Here is a 1,746-nt window from a genome sequence, read left to right as displayed (position 1 = left end):
TCTAATTTGAACTCTTTGGTGTAGGTCTTATATGGCTTGCGTTTTCTAGTCATTTGGATGACTCCTATGGAGCGACACTGTCGCTTATTAAAAGTGCCCGTGAAACTGGGGGAGGTTCATGTTGACCCCCCTTTCCTTCAACCATTGATCAGTCCATGAATCACCAAACTCATTTTCTAAAGTCCGAACCCTAGCAATCTCCTCTTTACTAGAGGCACCAACAAATGCGAGTGCATAAGGGCCAAGATTAAGGTTAAACAAGCGTTTGCCGAGCGGTGACATATAGTAATAATCACGTTTACGGGTCGCATGAGTGATAATGTTTAGCTGGCAGCTGTTCAGCCCCAAGAACTCGTAAAATTCACGGGAACCCTTTTCCTGTGCCACGTCATTAGGAAGCAGTATCTTGGTTAAACAACTCTCTTTCAGCACATCTATAATACCGCTGTTAACAGCATCAGAAACGCTCTGCGTAGCCATTATAACTGCCACGTTGGCTTTACGCAGGACCTTCAGCCACTCGCGAATTTTTTCGCGAAAAACAGCATTTCCTAGCATCAACCAGGCTTCATCCAGTACAAGTAGAGTTGGGCTACCATCCAGGCTTAATTCGAAGCGGTGGAATAGGTAGAGCAGAACCGGGACCATGTTCTTTTCGCCCATATCCATTAGTTCCTCGATCTCGAAAGTAACAAATCGAGAAACGTCTAAACCATCGTCTTCAGCATCTAGTAGATGTCCCATAGCACCGGATACGGTGTAATGCTTCAGTGCTTCGGAAAGCTCTTTATCCTGAAGATTGGTAACGAAATCAGTCATGGAACGACCATCATGGCCACTCTGTTTAATCAGAGTCATGGCGTTGTGAATCTCATTCTTGTGTCGCGGAGTTACAGTTACCCCTTGCAAAGATACCAGTGTTTCAATCCATCCCTCTGCCCAGGCTTGTTGAGAATCAGACGTTACATACTTCAGAGGACAAAATGCCAGCTTAGAATCATCATGGCCAATATCGAAATGCAGACCGCCAACCGCTTTCGTCAGGGGTAGTAACGAGTTTCCCTTATCGAAGGCGAACACCTTAGCACCAGGATAACGGCAAAACTGTGCGGCAATAATACCAAGCAGGGTAGATTTACCGGTACCAGTTGGGCCGATTACCAGAGTATGCCCCAAATCATCAACATGCAGATTCAACCGGAACGGGGTAGCACCAACAGTAGAGCAGTGCATTAGCGCTGGTGAGTTGTCAGGGAACTTCTTTGAAGGACAAAATTCAGAACCAGGCCAAATCGCAGTAAGTGGCAGCATATCTGATAGGTGCATAGTGTGAAGCATTGGGCGGCGTACGTTTGGCTTTGATTGGCCTGGTAAGGAACCTAACCACGCTTCAACACAGTTAACGCCTTCAATAGAGGCGGTAAAACCAAGTTGTTGCACAATTTTGCGGGTCTCCCGGCAATAAGCTTCCAGCTTATCCTGGTCTTCATCCATAATGATTATTGTATTGGAGTAATAACCGTACTTAACAACGCTGCTATTAGCTTCAGCCAGGGCGATATCAGCCTGCCCTACCATTTCCGCAGCATCGAGGTTTACAACACCGCTATTTGTCTGGAACAACTGTGAGAAGAAACCCCGAACCTTCTGCTGCCAATGACGGCGATACTTTTTAATCTCGCTGACTGACTCAATCGTATCCATATAGATAAAGCGAGTGTTCCAGCGATAGTTAAACGGCATTTC

General features: G+C 46.1%; 1 protein-coding gene. It reads right to left on the bottom strand.

The window, feature by feature from the left end:
- Positions 1–87: 87 nt before the first annotated feature.
- Positions 88–1,746, bottom strand: a 1,659-nt coding sequence (locus BOW52_RS16750) for a VirB4 family type IV secretion/conjugal transfer ATPase (protein ID WP_078485222.1), incomplete at its 5' end; no start/stop codon positions are given.

It is taken from the genome of Solemya pervernicosa gill symbiont (assembly GCF_002020875.1).
In the GTDB taxonomy this organism is placed as follows: domain Bacteria; phylum Pseudomonadota; class Gammaproteobacteria.
This window is presented reverse-complemented; position numbering and strand designations above follow the sequence as displayed.